The organism is Streptomyces sp. WAC06614 (genome assembly GCF_003949795.1).
Lineage (GTDB): Bacteria > Actinomycetota > Actinomycetes > Streptomycetales > Streptomycetaceae > Streptomyces.
Map to the genome: position 1 here is coordinate 1 of NZ_RPRY01000042.1, position 24,057 is coordinate 24,057.

Sequence of the window (24,057 nt, forward strand, 5' to 3'; positions counted from 1 at the left end):
CCCCTCGTCCCCGAGCGCGCCGCCCCCGGCCACTGGACCGCCTCGGGCGTCCAGCTCCCGCTGGCCGGCGAGTGGCGCATCGATGTGACCGTCCGTACGTCGGACATCGACCAGACGACCGTCCAGAAGACCGTGAAGATCGGCTGAACAGCGTGACCGAGAGCACCCCCGACATCGAGATCTCCCGACGCCGCCTGCTGGGCACCGTCGGCGCCGCGGGCGCCGCCGGGCTGGCTCTCGGCGCCACCGGCGGCGCCCTGGTGCAGTCCGCCGTCTCCGACGGGACGGCCCCGGCAGGGGGTACGGGCGCCCCCGGCGCCCTGACCTCGCTCGGGGCCACCCAGGTGGCCTTCCACGGCGCCCGGCAGGCCGGGATCACCACCCCGCTGCAGGCCAAGGGGCATGTGGTCGCCTTCGACCTGGCGCCCGGTGCCGGGCGGGCGGAGGCCGTCGCCCTGATGCGCCGCTGGTCGGAGACCGCCCGCCGGCTGATGGCCGGGGAGACCGCGCCGACGGCCGACACGGGGGTCGCGCTCGACGCCGGTCCGAGCTCCCTGACCGTCACCTTCGGCTTCGGTCACTCCTTCTTCGACCGCACCGGCCTGGTCGCACGCCGCCCGGTCGCCCTGGATCCGCTGCCGGACTTCTCCGCCGACCGGCTCGACCCCCGGCGCAGCAACGGCGACCTGTGGATCCAGATCGGCGCCGACGACGGGCTGGTGGCCTTCCACGCCCTGCGTGCGCTGCAGAAGGACGCCGGGGACGCCGCCCGGGTGCGCTGGCAGATGAACGGTTTCAACCGCTCCCCCGGCGCCACCGCCCGGCCCATGACCGCCCGCAACCTGATGGGCCAGGTCGACGGGACGGGCAATCCCAAGCCGTCCGATCCCGACTTCGACAAGCGGATCTTCGTGCCCGGCAGCGGCCCCGGCCCCGCCGAGCACGCCTGGATGGGCGGGGGCTCGTACGCCGTGGTCCGGCGCATCCGGATGCTGCTCGACGACTGGGACAAGCAGTCGCTGGAGAAGCAGGAACAGGTCATCGGGCGCCGCAAGGCCGACGGCGCGCCGCTGACCGGGGGCACCGAGACCACCGAGCTGGACCTCGACCGGATCGGCCCGGACGGCAGGACGGTGATCCCCGCCAACGCCCACGCGCGGATCTCGGCGCCCGAGCAGAACGGTGGGGCGGCCATGCTGCGGCGGCCGTTCTCGTACCACGACGGGATCGGCGAGGACGGGACCCCGGACGCGGGGCTGCTCTTCATCTGCTGGCAGGCCGACCCGCTGCGGGGTTTCGTACCCGTACAGCGCAAGCTCGACCGGGGGGACGCGCTGTCGGAGTTCGTCCGGCACGAGGCCAGTGGCCTGTATGCGGTGCCGCCCGGCCCGCGGCCCGGTGAATACGTCGGCGCACACCTGCTCGAAGGATGAACAGCACCGCGAAACGGCCCCCCGCGGCATTAGGCTGACCGCATGTCGGCCACCCGTTTCACCTATCTCGGTCCCGAGGGCACCTTCACCGAGGCCGCCCTGCGCACCCTGCCGGAAGCCGCGACCCGGGAGCTCGTCCCGATGGTCTCGGTGCCGGCCGCCCTGGACGCCGTACGCAACGGTGAGGCCGCGGCCGCTCTGGTGCCGATCGAGAACTCGGTGGAGGGCGGGGTCACCGCGACCCTCGACGAGCTGGCCTCGGGCGAGCCGCTGATGATCTACCGCGAGGTGCTGCTGCCGATCGCGTTCGCCCTGCTGGTGCGGCCCGGGACCGCGCTGTCGGACATCAAGACGGTCACCGGGCACCCGGTCGCCCAGCCGCAGGTGCGCAACTGGATGCGGGAGAACCTGCCCGACGCCCTGTGGGAGTCGGCGGCCTCCAACGCCGACGGCGCCCGGCTGGTGCAGGAGGGCCGCTTCGACGCCGCCTTCGCGGGCGAGTTCGCCGCGGCCACCTACGGGCTGACGCCGCTGGTCACCGACATCCACGACGCGGAGAACGCCGAGACCCGGTTCGTGCTGGTCGGCCGGCCCGCCCGGCCCGCCGCGCCGACGGGCGCCGACAAGACCTCCGTGGTGGCCTGGCTCGGCGACGACCACCCCGGTGCGCTGCTGGAGCTGCTGCAGGAGTTCGCCATCCGCGGGGTCAACCTGATGCTGATCCAGTCCCGGCCGACGGGCGCGGGCATCGGCAACTACTGCTTCGCGATCGACGCCGAGGGCCACATCTCCGACCGCCGGGTCAGCGAGGCCCTGATGGGTCTCAAGCGCACCTGCCCGCAGGTCCGCTTCCTCGGGTCGTACCCGAGGGCGGGCGTTACTCCCGGTGACGTCCGGCCCGCACGGGCGGGTACCTCGGACGGTGACTTCACGGCGGCCTCCGACTGGCTGACGCGCTGTCTCGACGGCCGGGGCTGAGCCCTTCCTGTTGTCCACAGAGTTATCCACAGGACTGGGTGGAGACCTGTGGACTAGTCGACACTTCCGCACGGCAAGGTCGACATATCGGTCGAGGATTGAGGTTTCGCAAGAGCGAGCGGCAGGTGAACGGTGTCATCCCCGTACCGCCGATCAACTCTTTGGAGCGAGCCATTCCCACCCGAATGAGTGTGTGAGGTGGGTTTGAACCATGAATCGGTATGCTCTCCCGGCGATCAGGAATGATCGCTTTTCGTGTCCACAGAAGCGGGCCACAGCCTGTGGATAAGGGGGTGCGCAGCCCCCATTCCTGTGGACAAGCCACTGGTCACAGGGCGCCACCCCCGTCCGGACGGTCCCCTTTCCGGGGAAACGCCCCCCTTTTATTGACCGGCGGAGAACGTCCAGTTCCGGCCAGCCTTGAACATTTTTACATTCGCGGCAATTGGGACATAGCGACACGCAGCGTGATATCGGTGTGATCCACCGAAGCCCCTGCCGGTAGCCTGGAGGGGTGATTGACCTTCGGCTGCTCCGTGAAGACCCTGACCGTGTCCGCGCCTCGCAGCGCGCCCGTGGAGAGGACGTCGGTCTCGTCGACGCACTGCTCTCCGCCGACGAGCGCCGCAGGTCGTCCGGCGTGCGCTTCGACGAGCTGCGCAACGAGCAGAAGACCCTCGGCAAGCTGATCCCCAAGGCCACTCCCGAGGAGCGCGCCGAGCTCCTGCGCCGTGCCGAGCAGCTGAAGGCCGACGTGAAGGCGGCCGAGGCCGAGCAGAACGAGGCCGACGAGGCGGCCCGCGGGCTGCTGCTCCAGCTGGGCAACATCGTCCACCCCGACGTGCCGGTCGGCGGCGAGGAGGACTTCGCCGTCCTGGAGACGCACGGCACGATCCGTGACTTCGCGGCCGAGGGCTTCGAGCCCCGCGACCACCTGGAGCTCGGCGAGCTGCTGGGCGCCATCGACGTCGAGCGCGGCGCCAAGGTCTCCGGCTCTCGTTTCTACTACCTCACCGGCGTCGGCGCGCTGCTGGAGCTGGCCCTGGTCAACGCGGCCATCGCGCAGGCCACCGAGGCGGGCTTCATCCCGATGCTCACCCCCGCGCTGGTCCGCCCGCGCGCCATGGAGGGCACCGGCTTCCTCGGCCAGGCCGCCGAGAACGTCTACCACCTGGAGAAGGACGACTTCTACCTGGTCGGCACCTCCGAGGTCCCGCTCGCGGCGTACCACATGGACGAGATCATCGACGCCGAGAAGCTGCCGCTGCGCTACGCCGGCTTCTCCCCGTGCTTCCGCCGCGAGGCCGGCACGTACGGCAAGGACACCCGCGGCATCTTCCGGGTCCACCAGTTCGACAAGGTCGAGATGTTCTCGTACGTCGCTCCGGACGACGCCGAGGCCGAGCACCAGCGCCTGCTGGCCTGGGAGAAGCAGTGGCTGAACTCCCTGGAGCTGCCGTTCCAGGTGATCGACGTCGCCACCGGTGACCTCGGCGCCTCCGCCTCCCGCAAGTTCGACTGCGAGGCGTGGATCCCCACCCAGGGCAAGTACCGCGAGCTGACCTCCGCCTCGAACTGTGACGGCTTCCAGGCTCGCCGCCTGTCCGTCCGCTACCGCGACGGCAAGAAGACCCAGCCGCTGGCGACGCTGAACGGCACCCTGTGCGCCGTCCCGCGCACCATCGTGGCGCTGCTGGAGAACCACCAGCAGGCCGACGGCTCGGTCCGGGTGCCCGCGGTGCTCCGTCCGTACCTGGGCGGCCGCGAGGTGCTGGAGCCGATCGCCAAGTGAGCCACGCCCCCTTCCCGTACAAGCTGGTCGCGACGGATCTCGACGGCACGCTGCTGCGTTCCGACGACACCGTCTCGGAGCGGACCCGGGAGGCGCTCGCCGCGGTCACCGCGGCGGGTGCCCTGCACATCATCGTCACCGGCCGCTCGGTGCCGTGGACCCGCAAGGTGCTGGACGACCTCGGCTACCAGGGCCTGGCGGTCTGCGGGCAGGGGGCACAGCTCTACGACGCGGGCGCGCACAAGCTGCTCACCTCGGTGACCCTGGACCGGCAGCTGGCCGGGCTGGCGCTGGCCAAGATCGAGGCCGAGGTGGGCCCCCTGGCGCTGGCGGCCAGCCGCGACGGGGTGGACGGCGCGGTGCTGTTCGGGCCCGGCTACCGGGTCCAGGAGGGACTGCCGGCGGTCTACCTCAAGGACACCACCGAGGTCTGGACGGCCCCGCTGAACAAGCTCTACGTCCAGCACCCCGAGCTCGATGACGACGCGCTCGTGCAGGTGGCCCGGAACACCGTGGGCAGCCTCGTCGACGTGGTGATGGCCGGGCCGGGGATAGTGGAGATCCTGCCGCTGGGGCTGAGCAAGGCGACCGGCTTGTCGCTGGCCGCGCGCCGGCTCAAGGTGAAGGCCGCGGAGACGATCGCCTTCGGCGACATGCCCAACGACATCCCCATGTTCGGCTGGGCCGCGCACGGTGTGGCCATGGCCAACGCCCATGCCGATCTGAAGGCCGTGGCCGACGAGGTGACGACCTCCCACGAGGAGGACGGCATCGCGGTGGTGCTGGAGCGCCTGCTCGGCGCCGCCTAGCAGTGCTCGGGAGGTCCGGGACAGCCCGCGCCGTACGGCGCGCTCGAAGTGGCTGCCCCGGACCTTTTGTTGCTCCCCGCGAGATCCACTGTGCCTCCGCCCCCGGTCCCGTACCAGTGAATTTCGGTGCAACAGCCGTGCATCCGGCGCCACGGGCGTTCCACGGCTCATGTTTCACGTGAAACGGGGTGGCGGGTGAGCGGCCACGCCAGGAGACCGACGGCCAGGGAGATCGCATGGCCGAGGTCGGTGAAGCTGGCACCGGTGAGCAGCGGAACCCCGAAGAACGCGACGGCGCCGGCGAGGTAGAGCCAGCGCCAGGGCCCGGGGAGCCGGTAGGTGAGGACGCCGATCGAGGCGGCGAGGCCGTAGCTGACGCCGATGTCGACGACATGGACCATGCTGCGGGGGGCGCGGTGGTCCTGGATGGCCATGAGGACCACCCGCTGGCTGATCAAGGTGGCCGTGACATGGGCGGTCGCGACGATCAGCAGCCAGCGCAGGGTGCCCAGCCAGCGTTCGACGGGGGCGTGGAAGGCCTCGAAGAGCACCGCGTACAGCGGGAGGGAGGCCGGGTTCTCGATCCAGAAGGCGCTGCTGAGCAGGGCCCGGAACGGGTGGTGGTTCAGCTCGTGGATGTTGCTGCTGTTGCGGTGCAGCAGGACGTGTTCGACCCGGTCCGGAGCGATGACCACGATGAGGCTGGTGATCGCGATGATCAGCAGCCATATGTGCGTACCGGGCGTGGAGCGGATCCACGACCGCAAGGGCCGGGACGGCTCGGGCTCGGTGTGCGGCAACATGCTCCGATCATCACCCGTGACACGGCTGCCCCGCCTGGCCGGTGGGCCGGGCGGGGCAGCCGTGTCACGGTGAGCCGGGAGGCCGGGCGGTCACTCCTCCCCGGCCAGGGTGAGGCTGCGCAGCCGCTGGCCGGCGTAGACGGTGGCGCCGACGGTGACCACGAGGAGCAGGACCACCGCGGTGGGCATGCCGACCGCGGAGTCGACGTAGCCCTGCCCGGCGACCTTCTCGGCCAGGGTGAGGGACCACTGCTGGACGCTGAGGGTCTTGGCGCCGTCGACCAGGCTGCCGAAGAGCGACTCCCAGATCAGGGCGTAGACCAGGCCGAAGACGACCGCGTGCCGGCTGACGGTGCCCAGCAGCAGGAACAGCGCGCTGTAGGCGATCGAGGCGACGAGCGCGGCGATCATGTAGGCGATGGCGATGTTCTGGCCGTTGCCGTTGAGGATGAAGCCGGCGATCAGCGTGGGGATCGCGGAGAACGCCATGGTGACGGCGATGGCGACGATCAGCTTGGTCATGATGATCGTGGGCCGCTTCACCGGTTTGGCGAGCAGGTACACGATCGAGCCGTCGTCGATCTCCGGTCCGATGGCTCCGGTACCGGCGATGACCCCGATCAGCGGGACCATCGTGGCCAGGGCGAACCCGCCGAGCAGATCGGCGGCGACCTTGTCGTCGACCCCGGTGAGCAGGCGGACGGCCAGCGAGATGGCGAGGAGCAGGGCCGGCAGCGCGAAGAGGATCAGCGCGCGACGACGGCCGAGCAGGGCCCGGTAGGTGAGCCGGGCGACGGTGGGGTTGTACATGGGTGCCAGCTCCTTTCAGGCCGTGACGAGGTAGGAGAAGACGGATTCGAGGGACTCGTCCGACGGGGAGACGGTCAGCAGCCGGATGCCGTGCGCCCGGGCGACCTGGGGCAGCAGCTCGGTGAACCGCCCGAAGTCGACGGCCTGGATGCGCAGCGCGCCCTCCTTGTGGTCGACCTCGATGCCGGCCGTGGAGGGGTCGGCGATCAGGGCCGCGGCGAGCGCCCGGTCGTCGGAGGACCGGATCAGGTAGCGGTGCGGGCGGTCGGTCATCAGGCGGCGGATCTTGCGGAAGTCGCCGGAGGCGGCGTGCCGGCCGGCGACGATCACCTCGATGTGCGAGGCGAGCTGCTCGACCTCCTCCAGGATGTGCGAGGAGAACAGCACGGTCCGGCCGTCGGCGCCCATCCGGCGCAGCAGGTCCATCAGCTGCATGCGCTGGCGCGGGTCCATGCCGTTGAACGGCTCGTCGAGCAGCAGCACCGAGGGGTCGTGGACCAGGGCGGAGGCCATCTTCACGCGCTGGCGCATGCCCTTGGAGTACGTGGCGATCTTGCGGTCCTGGGCGTACTCCATCTCGACGGTGGCCAGCGCCCGCTGGGCGGCGGCGTCGTCGAGGCCGTGCAGCTCGGCGTTGGCGACCACGAACTCCCGTCCGGTGAGGAAGTCGTACATGGCTTCGCGCTCGGGCACGACGCCGATGTGCCGGTAGACGTCCTCGTTGCGCCAGATCGGCGCGCCGTCGAGGGTGACGGTGCCGGTGGAGGGGGCGAGGAAGCCGCCCATCATGTTGATGAGGGTGGACTTGCCCGCGCCGTTGGGGCCCAGCAGTCCGGTGACGCCGGGACCGATGCGCATGGTCACGTCGTTGACGGCAACGACGTTCCCGAACCAGCGGGAGGTGTGGTCGATGTCGATGACGGTCACAGCCCGGCCTTCCGGTAGCGGGCCATCAGCGCGGTGTAGGAGCCCGCGATGAGGGCGAGGACGACCAGGAGATAGACGGCGCCGACCCCGGTGGAGACACCCTCGCCGCCCGGGAAGGCGGTGGTGGCGCCGAGGAAGGCCGTCTGCACCCCGTCGATCAGCGTGATCGGGGAGAACAGGCCGAGCCACTCGATGGCGCCGGTGTTGCCGGTGCCGTAGGCGACGGCCTGCACGGTGGAGACGGCGCCGTAGGGGATCAGCAGCAGCGCGATCACGGCGGCGACGCCGAAGCCGCGGCGCGGGGTGAGGGCGGCCATCACCAGGCCGAGGCCGGCGAAGAGCAGCGAGAGGAGCAGCACGGACACGATTCCCTGCCCGAATCCCTTGGTCTGGTCACCGAAGTCGAACTTGGCCAGCAGCGACCCGATGTACATGATCAGCAGCGGTGTGGCGGTGAGGACGAACAGCGCCGAGGCCATGGCTGCGTACTTGGCGACCACGTAGTCGACCCGCTCGATGGGCCGCGAGAAGTACAGCGGCACCGTCTTGAAGCGCAGGTCCCGGGAGACCGACTGCGGTGCCTGGGAGGCGAGGTACAGGCCGATGACCACCTGGGTGGTCAGGGCGTACGTCGTGTACTTGATCGGCAGTTCGGTGGAGCCGGGGACGGCGATGGCCACCGCCACGATGATCAGCGCGGGGACGCACATCACCGCGAAGAGGATCATCGGCAGGACCTTGGACTTGGCGGAGCGGCCCAGTCCGTAGGCACCGCGCAGGGACTGCACGTAGAGCGACTTCCGGGCGTAGGCGCGGCCGAGGCGGGCGCCGTCGTAGGACCGGTAGCCGATGTTGTGGATCTGGGTGGACGTCTCAGGCGCCATCGGGACCGGCTCCCTTCTGTGCGTACGGCTGCTGGTACTGCTGGTACTGCTGGGCGAGCTGGGCCTGGTCGTGCTCGCGGAAGACCTCCGCGATGTGGTGGCGGCGCTGCTCCATGCGGACCAGGCCGAGGCCGAGCTGGGCGACGGTGTCGCGGACGACGTCGTACGTCGCCTCGCCGGTGGCCTCCACGAGCAGGATGTGGCCGGCGCCGGGCAGGCCCTGCTCCTCGCTCCGGTGGAGCGTGACACCCATCCGGCCGAGCGCCTCGCGCAGGGCGGCGGCGCCGTCGGGGTGGGTGTCGGAGTCGGTGACCTCGACCGCGAGGGTCGTGGTGGTCGCCGTGAAGTCGCTGGTGGAGCTGGAGCGCAGCAGCTTGCCGCCGTCGACGACCACGACGTGGTCGCAGGTCCGCTCCAGCTCGCCGAGCAGGTGGGAGGTGACCAGGACCGAGATCCCGAAGTCGGTCCACACCCGTCGGATCAGGCCGAGCATCTCGTCGCGGCCGACGGGGTCGAGGCCGTTGGTGGGCTCGTCCAGGAGGACCAGCTTCGGGTCGTGCACCAGGGCCTGGGCGAGCTTGACCCGCTGCTTCATGCCGGTCGAGTAGCCGCCGATGGGGCGGTACCGCTCCTCGTAGAGGCCGACGTGGCGCAGGGTGTCGGCGGTCCGCTCGCGGGCCGCCTCGGGGGGCAGCCCCGACATGCGGGCCATGTGCACGACGAACTCGGTGGCCGAGACGTCGGGCGGCAGGCAGTCGTGCTCGGGCATGTACCCGACCCGCTCCCGGATGGCGCTGCCATGGGTGGCGACGTCCAGTCCGAGCACGGCGGCGCGCCCCTCGGTGGCGGGGGACAGTCCGAGCAGGATCTTGATCAGCGTGGACTTGCCGGCTCCGTTGGCGCCCACGAGGCCGGTCACGCCGGGCCCGATGTCCAGGGAGAGCCGGTCGAGGGCGGTCACTCGGGGGTACCGCTTGCTCAGGCTTTCGGTCGCAATGACAGTCACGGCTTCGACGGTAGTGCGCGGGTCCTCCAGTGACGTCAGACCTGGAGCGGGACCCTGTCTCCGCCTTCAGGCGTACGTGCCCCGTACGGGAGGCTGACCCGGGCGGCGGGCCGGGAGGGTCCGGACGGGTTTTCCACAGGCCGGTGCACGACCCTTGACGTGATCTCCAGGCATTGTCACATTCATCAATGTCACCTTACGGGCGCGTACGGCTCTCAACGACGGGACGGGCGGCGGGCATGGCAGCGGACACCAGGCAACTCTCGGCGGATCTGCGCGGGTTCAGAGAAGTGCAGCAGCTCGCGTACGCGTGCGCGGAGGCGGTCGCGGCACGGCTGAAGCCGGGGATCACCGAGCGCGAGGCGGCGCGGATGCAGCGCGAGTGGCTGCGCGAGCACGGCGTGCGCGACTGGTTCCACCTGCCCTTCGCCTGGTTCGGGGACCGGACGGCGTTCGTGGACTTCAAGATCCCGCTCCAGTTCTTCCCCACCGGGCGCAGGCTGGAGCCTGGGATGGCGTTCATCCTGGACGCGGCGCCGGTCCACCGCGGCTACACGGCGGACATCGGCTACTCCGGCAGCCTCGGCCTCAATCCGGTGCAGGACCGGCTGATGAGCGACCTGCGCGAGCACCGCGAGCTGATCCTGGCCGAGGTGCGCGAGCGGCGGTCGCTGCGGGAGATCTACGAGGACGTCGAGCGGCTGATGGTCCGGCAGGGCTATGCCAATCGGCACCGGGCCTATCCCTTCGGGGTGATCGCGCACAAGGTGGACCGGGTCGCGCAGCGGCGCTGGTCGCCGACGGCGTTCGGGTTCGGCACCCAGGCGCTCAAGGGGCTGGCCTCGGACGCCCTGCACGGGCACCGCGAGGGCTGGTCCCCGCTGTGGAGCCCGTACAGGTTCTCGGACCACCCGCCGCAGCCGGGGCTGTGGGCGGTCGAACCGCATCTGGGCTTCCGCGGCACGGGGGCGAAGTTCGAGGAGATCCTGGTCGTCACCGACTCCCGGGATCCCGAGGAGAGCGCGTTCTGGCTGGACGACGATCTGCCGCACGTGCGGCGCTGGGCGGAGGAGAGGGCGGCATGAGCGGGACGACCCTGACAGGGGCGCGCGAGCGCCGGGTGCGCACGGGCGGGATCGAGCTGTGCGTGGTCGAGCTGGGCGAGACGGACCGTCCGACGGTGGTGCTCGTCCACGGCTATCCCGACAGCAAGGAGGTGTGGTCGGAGGTCGCCGAGCGGCTGGCCGCCCGGTTCCACGTCGTGCTCTACGACGTCCGCGGCCATGGCCGCTCCCAGGCCCCGCAGCCGCTGCGCGGCGGGTTCACCCTGGAGAAGCTGACCGACGACTTCCTGGCCGTCGCGGACGCCGTCAGCCCGGACCGGCCGGTGCACCTGGTCGGCCACGACTGGGGTTCGGTCCAGGGGTGGGAGTTCGCCACGGTGCGCCGGACGGAGGGGCGGATCGCGTCCTTCACCTCGATCTCGGGTCCCTCCCTGGACCACTTCGGACACTGGATCAAACAGCGGATGACCCGGCCGACCCCGCGCCGGGCCGCGCAGTTGCTGGGGCAGGGCGCCCGGTCCTGGTACGTGTACCTGCTGCACACCCCGGTCCTGCCGGAGCTGGCCTGGCGCGGGCCGCTCGGCAAGCAGTGGCCGCGGCTGCTGGAGCGCGGCGAGAAGATCCCCGTCGGCAGCTACCCGACGGCCTCCCTGCCCTCGGACGCGGCCCACGGCGCCTGGCTCTACCGGGACAACGTCCGGCCCCGGCTGCGCCGGCCGCGCACCGACGCGTCCGCGCACGTGCCGGTCCAGCTGATCACCCCGACCGGGGACAGCTTCCTGTCCGAGCGGCTCTACGACGGCCTGGAGCGCTGGGCCCCTCAGCTGCTGCGGCGGACCCTGCCCGCCCGGCACTGGGTCCCGCGCACCCGGCCGGACCAGGTGGCGGGCTGGGTCACGGAGTTCGTCACCGCGACGGAGGAGCCGGGACCGGCGCCGGAGCCGGCCGGGACCGGCCGGTACGCCGACCGGTTCGGCGGGCAGCTCGTGCTGGTCACCGGTGCGGCCAGCGGCATCGGCCGGGCCACGGCCTTCGCGTTCGCCGAGGCGGGCGCGCGGGTGGTGGCCGTGGACCGGGACGCCGCGGGCGCGGCGCGCACGGCCGACATGGCCCGGCTGATCGGTGCGCCGGAGGCCTGGGGCGAATGCGTGGACGTCAGCGACGAGCAGGCGATGGAGAAGCTCGCGGCGAAGGTCGCCGCCGAGTACGGCATCGTCGACGTCCTGGTCAACAACGCGGGGACAGGCCTGTCGGGATCCTTCCTCGACACCACCACGGAGGACTGGAAGAAGGTCCTGGACGTCAATCTGTGGGGGGTCATCCACGGCTGCCGGATCTTCGGCCGGCAGATGGCCGAGCGCAACCAGGGCGGACACATCGTCAACACGGCCTCGGCGGCCGCCTATCTGCCCTCCCGGACGCTGCCGGCGTACAGCACCTCCAAGGCGGCGGTGCTGATGCTCTCGGAGTGTCTGCGGGCGGAGCTGGCCCCGAAGTCGATCGGGGTGTCCGCGATCTGCCCGGGCATCGTCAACACCAACATCACCGCCACGACCCGGTTCGCCGGGGTGGACGAGGCGGAGGAGAAGCGCCTCCAGGAGCGTTCCTCCCGGCTGTACGGGCTGCGCAACTTCCCGCCGGAGAAGGTGGCCGAGGCGATCGTGGAGGCGGTGGTGCACGACCGGGCTGTGGTCCCGGTGACCCCGGAGGCCAAGGGGGCGCGTTGGCTGGCGCGCTTCGCGCCCGGCGCGCTGCGGGCCCTGGCCCGGCGCGAACCCCGGCTGTGACCGGGCCCGGCACGGCCATACCGGGCTCCGACCGGCGGTCGTACCATCCCTCGCAGGAGGGCTCGCCGCGCGGCGCGGTCCTGTCCCCGGCGTTCCCGCCCGCGGCCCCGGCCGCGGCGGGTGCGGCCGGTCGAGCCGCCATGGCGTAGGGAGTGGACGTGTCGGATCAGGCGGTGGCCGAGTACCGGATCGAGGACCTGGCGCACCACAGCGGGGCGACGGTGCGCACGATCCGTGCGTACCAGGACCGGGGGCTGCTGCCGAAGCCGGAGCGGCGCGGCCGGTCCAACGTCTACCGGGACACGCATCTGGCGCGGCTGCGGCAGATCGCCGATCTGCTGGACCGCGGCTACACGCTGGCCTCGATCAAGGAGCTGCTGGAGGCCTGGGACGCCGGCCGCGGGCTGGGCGGCGTCCTGGGGCTGGTCGCCGAGGTGCACGGGCCGTGGACCGACGAGGAGGCGGCGAGGATCTCGCGGCGGGAGCTGGACGAGCGGTTCGGCGGCCTGCCCGACGACGCGGCGGTGGACGAGGCCTGCGAGCTGGGGGTGCTGGAGCGGATCCCGGGCCGGCCGGAGGAGTTCCTGGTGCCGTCGCCGCAGGAGCTGGCGGTGGCGGCCGAGCTGTACGCCGCCGGGGTGCCGCTGGACGCGATCACCGGGCACCTGCGGGAGCTGCGCGGGCAGGTGGAGCACATCGCCTCGCGGTTCCTGGAGTTCACCACCGAGCACGTCTTCGCCCGCTACCTGGGCCCGGTCCCGCCGACGGACGCGGACGCGGCGGAGGCGGCCACGCTGGTGCGCCGGCTCCGGCCGCTGGCCCAGCAGACGGTGGACGCGGAGCTGGCCCGGGCCATGCAGCTGTTCGCCACGCGGCACCTGCAGAAGCACCTCGGGGCGGGCGGAGCCGTGGCTCCGCCCGGCTCGGCGGCGGTGGCCCTGCCGGCCGCGACGGTCCGGGCGGTGCAGGACCTGGTCGGTGCCGAGCACGTCGCGGCCTTCGTCCGGGCCGCGACGGAACGGGAGCTCCAGGCCCGCACCCTGAACGACCTCGCCCGTCGGGGCGTCCGGGGCCCGGCGGAACCCGAGGAGTGACAGGGTCCCCGCGGACCACAGGGCCCCCGCGGCCCACGGGGACCGTAGAGGCCACTGGTACGCAAGGGGCCGCACGGCCCACTGGGACCGCAGGGGCCGCACGGGCCGGTGGGGTGCGAGGTTCCACAGGCCCGGGCCGCTGAGTCCACAGGGCGGATCGCCTGTTCGGTGACAATTACCGGCGAATCGGCTGTGGACAAGTCGATACGCCTGTGGACGAGGAAGTGTCAGCATGTGGACGCTCCGACGCGCCACGGCCGCACGCGAGCCTCAACTGACGGCCTTGTACTCCGTGTTGCTCGGCACGACCTCGGTGGTCCGGACCACGGGCCGGCCCCCGTAGAGGGCGCCCGCGAGCGTCAGACCGAGGATGCCGCCGAGGAACTGGGCCGCCACGAAGCCGGGCAGGGACTGCGGCGCGATCCCGGTGAAGGAGTCGCTGAAGGCCCGGCCGACGGTACCCGCCGGATTCGCGAAGGACCCCGACGAGGTGAACCAGATCGCGGCGGCGATGTACGCGGCGACGGCTGCCGGCACCAGCCTCTGCCGGCCGATCCGCCCGAGGCCCTGGATGACCAGGACCAGCCCGGCGGTGGCGACCACCTCGCCGACGAGCAGGTGCCCACCGCCCCGGACCTGGGTGGCGAAGCCCCCGGGCACCCGGCCGAACATGGCCTCGGCCAGCACGGCCCCGCCGACCGCCCCGGCGGTCTGCGCGGCCGCGTACACCAGGGCCTCGCGCCCGGTGAGCCCCTGGGCGTCGGCGCCGGTCCGCCGGCCCCACCAGGCGGTCAGGGTGACGACGGGGTTCAGATGGGCCCCGGAGAGCGGGCCGAAGAGGGTGATGATCAGGCCGAGTCCGATGGCCGAGGCGAGCGAGTTGGCGACGAGCGCGACCCCGGTGTCCGCGCTCAGGGCGGCCGCCTGGATCCCCGAGCCGATCACGACGACGAGCAGACCGGCGGTGCCGACGAGCTCGGCCGCCGCACGGCGTGGCAATGAGCTGCGGTGTGACATGGGCTCTCCCCCTGGACAGGAATTTTATGGAAAATATATTCCGGATTACGGAAGATCGGTGGGCGGGTTCCACCCCGGCCGCCTCGCCCGGACAGGCGGCGCCCCGGAATTCGGCTGCCCGGACCCCCACCGACCAGGCAGGCTGGGTCCCATGGACGAACGACGCACCGTCAAGGTGTCCAAATACGTCTCGAAACACCTGCGGCACCAGCCGGAACGCATCGGACTGGTGCTCGACCCCCAGGGCTGGGTGGAGATCGACGACCTGCTGGCCGCGGCCGCCGCCCACGGTTTCCCCGTCAGCCGCGCCGAGCTCGACCACGTCGTCGCCGCCAACGACAAGCAGCGCTTCGCCGTCGACGGCACCCGCATCCGCGCCCACCAGGGCCACACCGTCCCCGTGGACCTCGACCTGCCACCGGCCGAGCCGCCCGCGTACCTCTACCACGGCACCGTCGCCGCCGCCCTGGACGCCATTCGCGCCGAGGGTCTGCGCCCCATGCGCCGCCACCACGTGCACCTCTCGCCCGACCGCGAGACCGCGACCCGGGTGGGTGCCCGGCGCGGCCGCCCGGTCGTCCTCGCCGTGGACGCGGGCGCGATGCACGCCGACGGGCACGTGTTCCGGGTGAGCGGCAACGGCGTCTGGCTGGTGGACGCCGTTCCGCCGCGCTACCTGCGGCTTCCCTGACCCCGGCCGCCCTCCGACGGAGGTTTTCCACAGCCCCGGCCAACCCGGAGGAGATTGTCGGCGCCGCGCCCTAGTCTTCTGATCGTCCAGGCGTCGATGAGGGGGGAACCTCGCGAACGCCGAACCTGAAGTGCGCCTACGCGAGGTGACGCCCCATGACATCCGCACAGCCGGCCCCGCACCCGACCGACCCCCGGCCGGGGACCAACAACTTCCAGGTCGACCTGCGCGGCCTGGTCGACCTGCTCTCCCACCACCTCTACTCCAGCCCCCGCGTCTACGTCCGCGAGCTCCTGCAGAACGCGGTGGACGCGGTGACCGCCCGGCACGCCCACCAGCCCGAGGCCGAGGTCCGCATCCGGCTGACCGCCGCCGACGGCCAGGTGTCCATCGAGGACAGCGGCATCGGCCTGACCGCCGAGGAGGCCCACTCCCTGCTGGCCACCATCGGCCGCAGCTCCAAGCGCGGCGGAGAGCACGGCCTGGAGACCGCCCGCCGGGAGTTCCTCGGCCAGTTCGGCATCGGCCTGCTCGCCTGCTTCGTCGTGGCCCGCCAGATCCGGGTCGTCACCCGGTCCGCCCGCGACCCCGAGGCCCTGCCCGTCGAGTGGCTCGCCACCGACGACGGCTCGTACACCGTGCGCGAGCTGCCGCCCGAGGCCCGCCCCGAGCCCGGCACCACCGTCCTCCTCCAGGCCCGCCCGGGCGCCGAGGAGTGGCTGGTGCCCGCCACCGTCGAGCGGCTCGCCCGCGACTACGGCAGCCTCCTGCCCTACGACATCACCTTCGACGACGGCCTGGGCGGCGCGCCCCGCCCCGTCACGGACCGGCCGGCCGTGTGGGACCGTTCCTACCCCAGCCCCGCCGCCCGCCGCGTCGCGCTCGCCGGGCACTGCGCCGACCTCTTCGGCTTCACCCCGCTCGACAGCATCGACCTGGACCTGCCCCTCGCGGGGATCCGCGGTGTGGCGTACGTCCTGCCCGACCCGACCAGCCCCGCCCACCGCGCCGGCCACCGGGTCCACCTCAAGGGCATGCTGCTCACCGACCAGGCCGACAACCTCCTGCCGGACTGGGCGTTCTTCGTCCGGGCCGTGCTCGACACCGACGCGCTGCGGCCCACCGCCTCCCGCGAGAACCTCTACGACGACGAGACGCTGGCCGCCGTCCGCGAGGCCCTCGGCGTCCGCGTGCGCGGCTGGCTGACCGAGCTCGCCGCCGGCGATCCGGAGCGCCTGGCCGCCTTCCTGAACGTCCACCACCTCGGGGTGAAGTCGCTCGCCCGGCACGACGCCGAGCTGCTGGGGCTGATGCTGCCGTGGCTGCCGTTCGAGACCAGCGACGGGTCGATGAGCCTGGAGGAGTTCGCCGCCGCGCACACCGAGATCCACTTCACCCGCACCGTCGAGGAGTTCCGCCAGATCGCCCCGATCGCGGCGGCCCACGGCCTCGGCGTGGTCAACGCCGGCTACACCTACGACGCCGACCTGCTGGCCCTGCTGCCGTCCGTACGGCCCGGCCTGAAGGTCACCGAACTCGACGCCGGCGCCGTCACCGACCGCCTCGACCCCGTCCCGACCTCCGCCGAACTGGCCCTGGCCGGGTTCCTGTCCACCGCCCGCACCCGTCTGGAGCCGCAGAGCTGCGACGTGGTGCTGCGCGCCTTCCAGCCGGTGTCCGTCCCCGCCCTCTACCTCGACGACCGGCAGGCCCGCCAGGAGCGCGACCGTGCGGTCGCCGTGGAGAACGCCGACGACCTGTGGGCCGGCATCCTCGGCTCGCTGCGCGGCTCCGCGCCGCGCGCCCGCCTGGTCCTCAACCACAACAACCCCCTGGTCCGACGGCTCGCCGCCCTGCCGGACGCCCAGCTCACGGGCACCGCCGTCGAATCCCTCTACGGGCAGGCCCTGCTGATGTCCCAGCGGCCGCTGCGCCCCGCCGACTCCACCCTGCTCAACCGGGCCTTCCTCGGGCTCCTGGAATGGGCGACCCACTCCGTCACCGGCCAGGAGGACCCCAGGTGAGCACGATGAACCCCGACGAGATCCGGCGCGCCCTCCGGGAGAACCACCGGCTGCCCTACGGCGCCGCGCGCAACGCCCAGGCCGAGAGCCTGGCGGCCGCCGCCGAGGCGACCGGCGACCGCGCCCTGCTGCGCCAGGCGCTGAGCACCCAGATCGACGCCTACGAGTACAGCGCCGAGCGCACCCGCATGGTGGTGCCGTTCGCCCGGCTGCTCCAGGAGTACGACCGCGATCCGGCCGCCTTCGACGCCCACGAGACCCACTCGCTGTTCTGGCGGTTCAAGTGGGTGGCCGGACGGATCGTGGAGTCCCCCGACATACCCGTGGCGTCCGTCACCGGCTGGCTGGACGACATGGAGCGGCGCTACCGGCTGGCCGGCTACAGCGAGCGCGCGGTACGCCAGTCGGAGTTCTACCTGGCGGACGCCATCGGCGACGACGAGCGGGCCGAGCGGGCCATCAGCCGCTGGGCCACCGCCGACCGCGACCGGATGAGCGACTGCCACGCCTGCGAGACCAACACCCAGGGCTGGTTCTGGGCCCGCAAGGGCGAGGACGCCAAGGCGGTGGAGGTGTGGGAGCCCGTTCTGAACGGCAGCCAGACCTGCATGGAGGAGCCCCACCGGGTGCTCGGGCGCTCCCTGCTGCCCCTGGTCCGGCTCGGCCGCACCGACGAGGCGCGCGCCCACCACCTGCGCGGCTACCGCTTGGTGCGCGGCAAGGACAGTCTGCTGCGCGAGGTCGGCCTGCACATCGAGTTCTGCGCGCTGACCGGCAACGAGGGCCGCGGCCTGGAGATCCTCGCCGACCATGCCGGCCGGCTCGCGCCGTTGGCGGACGTCGAGTCGCAGATGGAGTTCTACGGCGGCGTGCTGGTCCTGCTGCACCGGCTGAGCGCCCTGGGCCACGGGGAGCAGCCCGCCGTCCCGTACGCGGGCAGCGCCCGCACGGTGGCCGGGCTCCACGAGGTGCTGCGCGCCGAGGCCCTGGAGATCGCCCGACGCTTCGACGTGCGCAACGGACACACCCGGGTCTCCGACGAGCTGGTGGCCCGCATCGAGGCCGAGCCGCTGCTGGACGTCCTGCCGCTGGGCGTGCGCAGCGCGGCGCTGCCGCAGCCGGCGGCGGGCCCGTCCGCGGGCGCGGGCGCGGGTGCGGGTACGGCGGCGGGTACGGCGGCGGGTGCCGGTTCGGGCACGGCCACGGCCGGCGCGGCGGACCGGCGGGCCCCCGTGGCCGCTGCGGGCCGGGCGGCCGTCGAGGACTTCGCCGAGCTGGTGGCACGGGCCCGTACGGCCCGCGCCCAGGGACACCCCGCGGCCCGGGCCCTGTGGGACGAGGTGGACCGCCGGTCCCAGGAGCCCGGGCAGGAGTCCGCGCCGGACGACGCCCTGGCCGCCGACCTGCTGGAGCACCGCGTGGTCGCGGCGGCCCGGGACGAGGACCCGACCGCCGCGGAGCGGTTCGCGGAGGTCCGCGACGCCCACCGGGCGGCGGGGCGGGAGCACCGGGCGGTCCTGGCCGAGCTGTACCTGGCCACGGTGGCGGCGCAGTCCGGTGCCGGACCGGAGGAGGTCCGCGCCCTGTTCGCCACGGCGGAGGCCCACGCCCGGGCCCTGCCCGCCGACGAGCCGGTACGGGCCCGGCGGACCGCCCAGGTGGAACTGGACCGGCTCCGCTTCGAGGCGTACCTCGACGCCACCGGCCGGGCCGACGCCACGGACACGGCCGACGGGCCCGCCGGGGCGGACGGGGCAGGGACCGGGGGCGGGACGGCGGACGCGCTGGGCGCCTTCGTCGCGAACCACGGCCAGGACCCGGAGCTGGCCGCCGAGACCGCCGAGGCCGAGGAGCTGCTGGCCCGCCGGGCGCTGGAGGCCGGGGACGTCGAGCGCGGCCTGGCGCTGCTGGCCTCGGCCGCCGAGCGGGTCGTGGCGGCGGAGCGGCCGTGGCTGGCGGTGGACCCGCTGGCCACGCGCGGCGGCGTCCTGATGCAGCTGGGCCGGTCCGAGGAGGCCGAGGAGGCCGCCCGCGCGGCGCTGGCGCACGCCGTGGAACTGACCGACGCCGAGCAGCAGGGCGCCCTGCGGCTGTCCCTGGCGGACATACTGCTGCGCCGGGAAGGAGATCCGGCGGAGGCGGCGGGCCTGGCGCTGGACAGCGCGCACTGGTTCGACCAGGCCGGTCTGGCCGCGGCCGGCGGTGCACAGGCCCGGCTCTGGCTGGCCCGCGCCTACGCGGCGGACGGGCGGACCGTGGAGGCGGTCGAGGTGCTCCAGTCCGCGTTGCCGGACCTGCTGGAGCACGGCGAGCAGCAGGCCGTGTTCACGCGGGAGCGCCTGGGCGACCTGCTGACCGAGCTGCGCGACCATCGGGGCGCCGCCGAGCAGTACCTGCGGGCGGCGGACACCGCCCAGGGCTGGGAGCACCAGGGGCCGCACGCCCATCTGGCCCAGGCAGCGGCGGACGCCCTGCGGTCGGCGGGCATGGGCGAGCAGGCCGTCGCCGCGTACGAGCGGGCCCTGCGGCTGCGCCGGGAGCTCGGGGACGCGCCCGTGGCGGTCGTCCGGATCCTGCGCTCGCTGGCCTGGCTGCGGCTGAACGAGGACTCCGCGAACGGGACCACCGACGCGATGGTGGCGGCGGCCCGGGCCCGGATGGACGAGGCCGAGGAGGTGCTGCGGGCCGCGCTCGCCGAGCACGGGGACGATCCGCAGCTGCGCTACGAACTCGCCCAGACCTGGCAGCAGCTCGCCCAGATCCTCGACCGGCGGATCGACGCGTACGTCGACGACGAGGAGGACGAGGAGGAGGGCGGCGACGTCGACGGAGGCGAGGGGGAGTTGCGCGAGCCGCTGACCGAGGCCGCGCTGCGGGCGTTGCGCGACGAGGCCGTCGTGCTGTGGGACCGGGCCGTCGGGCTCTATGCCGAGCTGGGCCCGGAGCACCTTCCGGAGCGGCTCCAGTGCCTGAACGGCATCGTGTGGACCGAGCGGGCCCTGGGCGAGGTCCCGGTGTCGGAGGACCGCCTGAAGGCGCTGCTCGAGGAGGCCCGGGCCCTGCCCGAGGGCGTGGCGCCCGGATGGCTGCTGCCGCAGGCGGAGTACCTGCTCGCCTCGCTGCACGAGCAGTAGCGGCCCCCGGCCGCGGGCCCGGCACCCGGCCTCGTCCGCGCGGGCGGCCGCTCGTGCGCCCCGGCCCCTGCCCTGGCGGATTCCGCAGGGCAGGGGGCCGGGCGGCGGGTCAGGCGCCGAGCTGCCCCAGGGCCTCCGTGGCGATCTTCTCGAAGACGGCCTCGTCGGCGGCGAAGTCGGAGTCCGGGATCGGGGCGTGGATCACGATCTCGGTGAAGCCCAGCTCACGGTGGCGACCGGCGAAGTCCACGAAGGCGTCCAGCGACTCCAGCACGGTGTTGCGCTCCGGGGTGAAGCCGGTCAGCAGGATCTTCTCCATCGGCTCCACGTCCCGGCCGATCTCCGCGCAGGCCTTGCCGAGCTTCTCCAGCTGGCCGCGCATGGCGGCCAGCGACTGCTCCGGGGTGCCCGACTCGTAGAGCTTGGGGTCGCCGGTGGTGACCCAGGCCTGCCCGTGGGCCGCGGCCAGCTTCAGCCCGCGCGGCCCGGTCGCCGCCACCGCGAACGGCAGCCGCGGACGCTGGACGCAGCCGGGGATGTTGCGCGCCTCGTCGGCGGAGTAGAAGACGCCCTGGTGGGTGACGGCGTCCTCGGTCAGCAGCCGGTCCAGCAGCGACACGAACTCGGCGAACCGGTCCGCCCGCTCCCGCGGGGTCCAGGGCTCCTGGCCCAGCGCGGTCGCGTCGAAGCCGTTGCCGCCGGCGCCGATGCCGAGGGTGACCCGGCCTCCGGAGACGTCGTCGAGCGAGATCAGCTCCTTGGCGAGGGTCACCGGGTGCCGGAAGTTCGGGGAGGTGACCAGCGTGCCCAGGCGCAGCCGCTCGGTGGCCGTCGCCGCCGCCGTCAGCGAGGGGAGCGCGCCGAACCACGGGCGGTCCCGGAACGAACGCCACGACAGGTGGTCGTAGGTGTAGCCGGTGTGGAAGCCGAGCTGCTCGGCCCGCACCCACTGGTCACGGCCTCCCTCGTGCCAGCGGCGTACCGGAAGGATCACAGTGCTCAGACGCAGACTCATGTCCCAGAGCCTACGGCGCCGCCCGCAACGAGCGCGCAGCCCACAACCCGCCCCGGTGCGTCCGCCCGGGGCACCCGCCCGGTGCCCCGGGCGGTCCGTCGCGTGCCCGGCATGGGCGAAGATGGAGCGTGACCTCGGCTCCCCAGCGCCCCGACCGGCCTGCTCCCGCGACGACCCGGCTCATCGCCACCGACCTCGACGGCACCCTGCTGCACGACGACAAATCCGTCTCCGCACGTACCGTCGCCGCGCTCGCCGCCGCGGAGGAGGCGGGCATCGAGGTCTTCTTCGTCACCGGCCGCCCGGCCCGCTGGATGGACGTCGTCAGCGACCACGTCCACGGCCACGGGCTGGCCATCTGCGCCAACGGCGCCGCGGTGGTGGACCTGCACGCAGGGCGCGAGTTCGTCCAGGTCCGGGCGCTGCCCCGGCAGGCCGCGCTGACCGTGGTGCGGACGCTGCGGGACGCCGCGCCCGGCACCTCCTTCGCGGTCGAGCTGACCACCGGCATCCACTACGAGCCGGCGTACCCGCCGTTCTTCCTTGACCCCGGTGCCACGGTGGCGACCGCCGAGAAGCTGCTGCACGAGGACCCGCCCGGCAGCGCCGCCCCGGTGCTCAAGCTGCTGGCGCACCACCCGGAGCTGTCCCCGGACGCGTTCCTCGCGCTGGCCCGGTCAGCCGCGGGCGAGTACGCCGCCATCACCCGGTCCAGCCCGACGGCCCTGCTGGAGATCAGCGGCCACGGCGTCTCCAAGGCCAGCACCCTGGCGCTGTGCTGCGAGCAGCGGGGCATCCTGCCCGAGGAGGTGGTGGCGTTCGGGGACATGCCCAACGATGTGGAGATGCTCAGCTGGGCGGGCACCTCCTACGCCATGGGCAACGCCCACCCGGACGTGATCGCGGCGGCGTCCGGCCGTACGGTCGCCAACAACGAGGACGGGGTGGCCGTGGTCATCGAGCAGATCCTCGCCGCCCGCCTCGCCCGCTGACCGCCCACCGGCCCGAGTCCGCTCGGCCGGGCCGTCCGGCCGGGCCCGTGGCCGTCCTCGCGGCCTAGAGCGGGGCCTGCCAGACCAGCGTGGTCCCGCCACCGGCTTCGCCCAGCCCGGGCCCGTACCAGCTCGCGCCACCCAGGGACTCGGCCCGCCGCCGGAGGTTGCGCAGACCGCTGCGGCGGCCGCCCTCGGGGATGCCCACCCCGTCGTCGGCGACCTCCAGCCGGACCGCGGACCGGCCGTCGTCGAGGGTGGCGGTGGAGTCCACCACCACCTCGATCCGGGAGGCCTCGGCGTGCCGGAAGGCGTTGGACAGCGCCTCGCGCAGGGCGGCGATCAGGTTCTTGCCGACGAGCTCGCCCACGGCGTTGTCGACGGGCCCGATGAACCGGTGCGCGGGCTTGAAGCCCAGCGGCACGGCCGCCATGTTGATCTCCCGCAGCACTCGGGTGCGCAGCCCGGACGGGGCCTCGGCCGGGCCCTGCTGGAGGGCGAAGATGGCGGTGCGGATCTCCTGGATGGTCACGTCCAGCTCGTCCACGGCCTTGCCGACCCCGTCGACGACCTCCGGGACGACGGACCTGCGCTGCGCGCTCTCCAGCATCATCCCGGTCGCGAACAGTCGCTGGATGACCAGGTCGTGCAGGTCCCGGGCGATCCGGTCACGGTCCTCGAACACCGCCAGCCGTTCCCGGTCGCGCTGCGCCTCGGCCATCATCAGGGCCAGCGCCGCCTGCGAGGCGAACTGGGTGGCCAGCGTCCGCTCCGCCTCGGTGAACGGCCGTGCGCCCCGCCACCGCGGGGTGACCAGGGCACCGAGCACCCGCCCCCCGCTCTGCAGGGGCAGCATCATGCACGGGCCGTAGGCACTGGTCAGCCTGCCGGTCATCCGCGGGTCGGCGGAGGCGTCGTCGGCGAACACCGGCTCCCCGCGCAGCAGGCTCTGCACCACCGGGCTGTCCACGGGGATCACCACCCCCAGCGAGGCGGCCGGTTCGTCGGCGGACACCGCGACGATCTCCATGTCGCCGTCGGTGGCCGGGAGCATCACGATGCCGGCCGCCGAGTCGGCCAGGTGGCGGGCCTGCTCGGCGACGACGGACAGCGCGTCGTCGGCGTCGCCGCCGGACAGCAGGGCGGTGGTGACGGCCACCGAGCCGTCGATCCACCGCTCGCGCTGGGTGGCGGCCTCGTAGAGCCGGGCGTTGCCGATGGCGATGCCCGCCTCGGTGGCCAGCACCCGGACCATGTGGACGTCGTAGTCGTTGAACTCCTCGCCGCCGCGCTTCTCGGCGAGGTAGAGGTTGCCGAAGATCTCGCCCTGGACCCGGATGGGGACCCCGAGGAAGGTCTTCATCGGCGGATGGTGCGGCGGGAAGCCGGCCGAGCGCGGGTCGCGGGTCAGATCGGCCAGCCGGACCGGGTCGGGATGCCGGATCAGTGCCCCGAGCAGCCCCCGCTTGCCGTCGGGCCGGTGCCCGATCCGGGCGGCGGCCGCCGGGTCGATCCCGTACGTCACGAAGTCGGACAGGCCTCGGCCTTCCGTGTCCACCACCCCGATGGCGGCGTACCGGGCGCCGGCGAGTTCGGCCGCGGTCTCGCAGATCCGGTCCAGCGTGGAGTGCAGTTCCAGCCCGGTGCCGACCGACCGCATCGCCTCCAGGAGCTGCGGGACTCGGGCGGTGAGCTCGGTGGACAGGCCCTGCAGACTCCGGGTGGCCTGGGTGGCGGCCTCCAGCGGGTCCGGTGACTCCTGCGACTCCTGCAGTGACATGGTCTTGAGCCTAGTTA

At 73.0% G+C, this 24,057-nt stretch carries 19 protein-coding genes; 11 read left to right on the plus strand and 8 right to left on the minus strand.

Features of this window, described 5'->3' with window-relative positions:
* Window positions 1–152 precede the first annotated feature (152 nt).
* The 4 genes from efeB (at window position 153) to EF918_RS08755 (ending at window position 5,012) form a co-directional block, all read left to right on the plus strand.
* Complete coding sequence (efeB, locus tag EF918_RS08740; RefSeq protein ID WP_125643414.1) at window positions 153–1,433, plus strand: iron uptake transporter deferrochelatase/peroxidase subunit; 1,281 nt, start codon at window positions 153–155, stop codon at window positions 1,431–1,433.
* Between the two features lie 42 nt (window positions 1,434–1,475).
* On the plus strand, window positions 1,476–2,411 hold the full coding sequence (gene pheA, locus EF918_RS08745) for a prephenate dehydratase (RefSeq protein WP_125643416.1): 936 nt from the start codon (window positions 1,476–1,478) through the stop codon (window positions 2,409–2,411).
* Window positions 2,412–2,925: 514 nt separating this feature from the next.
* On the plus strand, window positions 2,926–4,203 hold the full coding sequence (gene serS / locus EF918_RS08750; RefSeq protein ID WP_125643417.1) for a serine--tRNA ligase: 1,278 nt from the start codon (window positions 2,926–2,928) through the stop codon (window positions 4,201–4,203).
* Entirely contained in the window at window positions 4,200–5,012 is an 813-nt protein-coding gene (locus EF918_RS08755) for an HAD family hydrolase (RefSeq protein ID WP_125643419.1), read from the plus strand. The genes serS and EF918_RS08755 overlap by 4 nt, the downstream gene beginning before the upstream one ends.
* 167 nt (window positions 5,013–5,179) lie before the next feature.
* Here EF918_RS08755 and EF918_RS08760 read toward each other — a convergent pair whose 3' ends face one another.
* The 5 genes from EF918_RS08760 to EF918_RS08780 all read right to left on the minus strand — a co-directional run bounded on the left by EF918_RS08760 (window position 5,180) and on the right by EF918_RS08780 (window position 9,442).
* Window positions 5,180–5,815, minus strand: a complete 636-nt coding sequence (locus EF918_RS08760; protein ID WP_125643421.1) for a rhomboid-like protein — start codon at window positions 5,813–5,815, stop codon at window positions 5,180–5,182.
* Window positions 5,816–5,905: 90 nt separating this feature from the next.
* Window positions 5,906–6,625 carry an ABC transporter permease subunit gene (locus EF918_RS08765; protein WP_125643423.1) on the minus strand — a complete coding sequence of 240 codons (720 nt, stop codon included), beginning with the start codon at window positions 6,623–6,625 and terminating at the stop codon, window positions 5,906–5,908.
* Between the two features lie 15 nt (window positions 6,626–6,640).
* Window positions 6,641–7,552 carry an ABC transporter ATP-binding protein gene (locus EF918_RS08770; protein WP_125643425.1) on the minus strand — a complete coding sequence of 304 codons (912 nt, stop codon included), beginning with the start codon at window positions 7,550–7,552 and terminating at the stop codon, window positions 6,641–6,643.
* A complete protein-coding gene (locus EF918_RS08775) occupies window positions 7,549–8,436 on the minus strand; it encodes an ABC transporter permease subunit (protein WP_125643427.1) in 888 nt (295 codons plus the stop codon). Before EF918_RS08775 ends, EF918_RS08770 begins: the two co-directional genes overlap by 4 nt.
* Window positions 8,426–9,442, minus strand: coding sequence for an ABC transporter ATP-binding protein (locus tag EF918_RS08780; RefSeq protein ID WP_260609996.1), 1,017 nt, complete (start codon window positions 9,440–9,442; stop codon window positions 8,426–8,428). Before EF918_RS08780 ends, EF918_RS08775 begins: the two co-directional genes overlap by 11 nt.
* A 239-nt stretch (window positions 9,443–9,681) precedes the next feature.
* Here EF918_RS08780 and EF918_RS08785 point away from each other — a divergent pair, with 239 nt between their 5' ends.
* From EF918_RS08785 to EF918_RS08795, 3 genes are all read left to right on the plus strand, one after another.
* Entirely contained in the window at window positions 9,682–10,527 is an 846-nt protein-coding gene (locus tag EF918_RS08785; RefSeq protein WP_260609997.1) for a M24 family metallopeptidase, read from the plus strand.
* Window positions 10,524–12,293, plus strand: a complete 1,770-nt coding sequence (locus tag EF918_RS08790) for an SDR family oxidoreductase (protein WP_125643433.1) — start codon at window positions 10,524–10,526, stop codon at window positions 12,291–12,293. The genes EF918_RS08785 and EF918_RS08790 overlap by 4 nt, the downstream gene beginning before the upstream one ends.
* A 158-nt stretch (window positions 12,294–12,451) precedes the next feature.
* Window positions 12,452–13,387: a MerR family transcriptional regulator gene (locus EF918_RS08795; protein WP_125643435.1), complete on the plus strand. Its 936-nt coding sequence runs from the start codon at window positions 12,452–12,454 to the stop codon at window positions 13,385–13,387.
* A gap of 270 nt (window positions 13,388–13,657) precedes the next feature.
* Here EF918_RS08795 and EF918_RS08800 read toward each other — a convergent pair whose 3' ends face one another.
* The gene (locus EF918_RS08800) at window positions 13,658–14,404 is read right to left on the minus strand and encodes an aquaporin (protein WP_125643437.1); all 747 of its coding nucleotides are present in this window, start codon (window positions 14,402–14,404) and stop codon (window positions 13,658–13,660) included.
* A gap of 151 nt (window positions 14,405–14,555) precedes the next feature.
* Between EF918_RS08800 and EF918_RS08805 the strand changes: the two genes are divergently transcribed.
* From EF918_RS08805 to EF918_RS08815, 3 genes are all read left to right on the plus strand, one after another.
* Window positions 14,556–15,095 carry an RNA 2'-phosphotransferase gene (locus EF918_RS08805; protein WP_125643439.1) on the plus strand — a complete coding sequence of 180 codons (540 nt, stop codon included), beginning with the start codon at window positions 14,556–14,558 and terminating at the stop codon, window positions 15,093–15,095.
* Between the two features lie 155 nt (window positions 15,096–15,250).
* Complete coding sequence (locus EF918_RS08810) at window positions 15,251–17,119, plus strand: HSP90 family protein (RefSeq protein ID WP_125643442.1); 1,869 nt, start codon at window positions 15,251–15,253, stop codon at window positions 17,117–17,119.
* Entirely contained in the window at window positions 17,116–20,253 is a 3,138-nt protein-coding gene (locus EF918_RS08815; protein WP_125643444.1) for a tetratricopeptide repeat protein, read from the plus strand. Before EF918_RS08810 ends, EF918_RS08815 begins: the two co-directional genes overlap by 4 nt.
* Before the next feature lie 109 nt (window positions 20,254–20,362).
* Here the strand turns inward: EF918_RS08815 and EF918_RS08820 are convergent, their stop codons facing one another.
* Window positions 20,363–21,268, minus strand: a complete 906-nt coding sequence (locus EF918_RS08820; protein WP_125643446.1) for an LLM class flavin-dependent oxidoreductase — start codon at window positions 21,266–21,268, stop codon at window positions 20,363–20,365.
* Window positions 21,269–21,396: 128 nt separating this feature from the next.
* Here EF918_RS08820 and EF918_RS08825 point away from each other — a divergent pair, with 128 nt between their 5' ends.
* Window positions 21,397–22,260 carry a Cof-type HAD-IIB family hydrolase gene (locus EF918_RS08825; RefSeq protein WP_125643448.1) on the plus strand — a complete coding sequence of 288 codons (864 nt, stop codon included), beginning with the start codon at window positions 21,397–21,399 and terminating at the stop codon, window positions 22,258–22,260.
* 64 nt (window positions 22,261–22,324) lie between these two features.
* Here EF918_RS08825 and EF918_RS08830 read toward each other — a convergent pair whose 3' ends face one another.
* The gene (locus EF918_RS08830) at window positions 22,325–24,040 is read right to left on the minus strand and encodes a GAF domain-containing sensor histidine kinase (RefSeq protein WP_125643450.1); all 1,716 of its coding nucleotides are present in this window, start codon (window positions 24,038–24,040) and stop codon (window positions 22,325–22,327) included.
* Window positions 24,041–24,057 lie beyond the last annotated feature (17 nt).